This is a genomic window from Salmonella sp. 2020_1459 (assembly GCF_043847915.1).
GTDB lineage: Bacteria > Pseudomonadota > Gammaproteobacteria > Enterobacterales > Enterobacteriaceae > Salmonella > Salmonella enterica.
In genome coordinates, this window is sequence record NZ_JBCMFA010000018.1 from 1 (window position 1) to 2,289 (window position 2,289).

1 rRNA gene is annotated in these 2,289 nt (G+C 53.8%); it reads left to right on the top strand.

The features are described 5' to 3' along the window. A 23S ribosomal RNA gene (locus ACH0VJ_RS22515) occupies window positions 1-2,259 on the top strand; the annotation flags it as partial. Window positions 2,260-2,289 lie beyond the last annotated feature (30 nt).

Genomic DNA, 2,289 nt, shown 5'->3' on the forward strand with positions numbered 1-2,289 from the left:
GGGCGTTAAGTTGCAGGGTATAGACCCGAAACCCGGTGATCTAGCCATGGGCAGGTTGAAGGTTGGGTAACACTAACTGGAGGACCGAACCGACTAATGTTGAAAAATTAGCGGATGACCTGTGGCTGGGGGTGAAAGGCCAATCAAACCGGGAGATAGCTGGTTCTCCCCGAAAGCTATTTAGGTAGCGCCTCGTGAATTCATCTCCGGGGGTAGAGCACTGTTTCGGCTAGGGGGCCATCCCGGCTTACCAACCCGATGCAAACTGCGAATACCGGAGAATGTTATCACGGGAGACACACGGCGGGTGCTAACGTCCGTCGTGAAGAGGGAAACAACCCAGACCGCCAGCTAAGGTCCCAAAGTCATGGTTAAGTGGGAAACGATGTGGGAAGGCCCAGACAGCCAGGATGTTGGCTTAGAAGCAGCCATCATTTAAAGAAAGCGTAATAGCTCACTGGTCGAGTCGGCCTGCGCGGAAGATGTAACGGGGCTAAACCATGCACCGAAGCTGCGGCAGCGACACTGTGTGTTGTTGGGTAGGGGAGCGTTCTGTAAGCCTGTGAAGGTGGCCTGTGAGGGTTGCTGGAGGTATCAGAAGTGCGAATGCTGACATAAGTAACGATAAAGCGGGTGAAAAGCCCGCTCGCCGGAAGACCAAGGGTTCCTGTCCAACGTTAATCGGGGCAGGGTGAGTCGACCCCTAAGGCGAGGCCGAAAGGCGTAGTCGATGGGAAACGGGTTAATATTCCCGTACTTGGTGTTACTGCGAAGGGGGGACGGAGAAGGCTATGTTGGCCGGGCGACGGTTGTCCCGGTTTAAGCGTGTAGGTGTGTGTTCCAGGTAAATCCGGTTCACTTTAACACTGAGGCGTGACGACGAGGCACTACGGTGCTGAAGCAACAAATGCCCTGCTTCCAGGAAAAGCCTCTAAGCATCAGGTAACATCAAATCGTACCCCAAACCGACACAGGTGGTCAGGTAGAGAATACCAAGGCGCTTGAGAGAACTCGGGTGAAGGAACTAGGCAAAATGGTGCCGTAACTTCGGGAGAAGGCACGCTGACACGTAGGTGAAGTGATTTACTCATGGAGCTGAAGTCAGTCGAAGATACCAGCTGGCTGCAACTGTTTATTAAAAACACAGCACTGTGCAAACACGAAAGTGGACGTATACGGTGTGACGCCTGCCCGGTGCCGGAAGGTTAATTGATGGGGTCAGCGCAAGCGAAGCTCCTGATCGAAGCCCCGGTAAACGGCGGCCGTAACTATAACGGTCCTAAGGTAGCGAAATTCCTTGTCGGGTAAGTTCCGACCTGCACGAATGGCGTAATGATGGCCAGGCTGTCTCCACCCGAGACTCAGTGAAATTGAACTCGCTGTGAAGATGCAGTGTACCCGCGGCAAGACGGAAAGACCCCGTGAACCTTTACTATAGCTTGACACTGAACATTGAGCCTTGATGTGTAGGATAGGTGGGAGGCTTTGAAGTGTGGACGCCAGTCTGCATGGAGCCGACCTTGAAATACCACCCTTTAATGTTTGATGTTCTAACGTGGACCCGTAATCCGGGTTGCGGACAGTGTCTGGTGGGTAGTTTGACTGGGGCGGTCTCCTCCTAAAGAGTAACGGAGGAGCACGAAGGTTGGCTAATCCTGGTCGGACATCAGGAGGTTAGTGCAATGGCATAAGCCAGCTTGACTGCGAGCGTGACGGCGCGAGCAGGTGCGAAAGCAGGTCATAGTGATCCGGTGGTTCTGAATGGAAGGGCCATCGCTCAACGGATAAAAGGTACTCCGGGGATAACAGGCTGATACCGCCCAAGAGTTCATATCGACGGCGGTGTTTGGCACCTCGATGTCGGCTCATCACATCCTGGGGCTGAAGTAGGTCCCAAGGGTATGGCTGTTCGCCATTTAAAGTGGTACGCGAGCTGGGTTTAGAACGTCGTGAGACAGTTCGGTCCCTATCTGCCGTGGGCGCTGGAGAACTGAGGGGGGCTGCTCCTAGTACGAGAGGACCGGAGTGGACGCATCACTGGTGTTCGGGTTGTCATGCCAATGGCACTGCCCGGTAGCTAAATGCGGAAGAGATAAGTGCTGAAAGCATCTAAGCACGAAACTTGCCCCGAGATGAGTTCTCCCTGAGACTTTAAGTCTCCTGAAGGAACGTTGAAGACGACGACGTTGATAGGCCGGGTGTGTAAGCGCAGCGATGCGTTGAGCTAACCGGTACTAATGAACCGTGAGGCTTAACCTTACAACGCCGAAGATGTTTTGGCGGATGAGA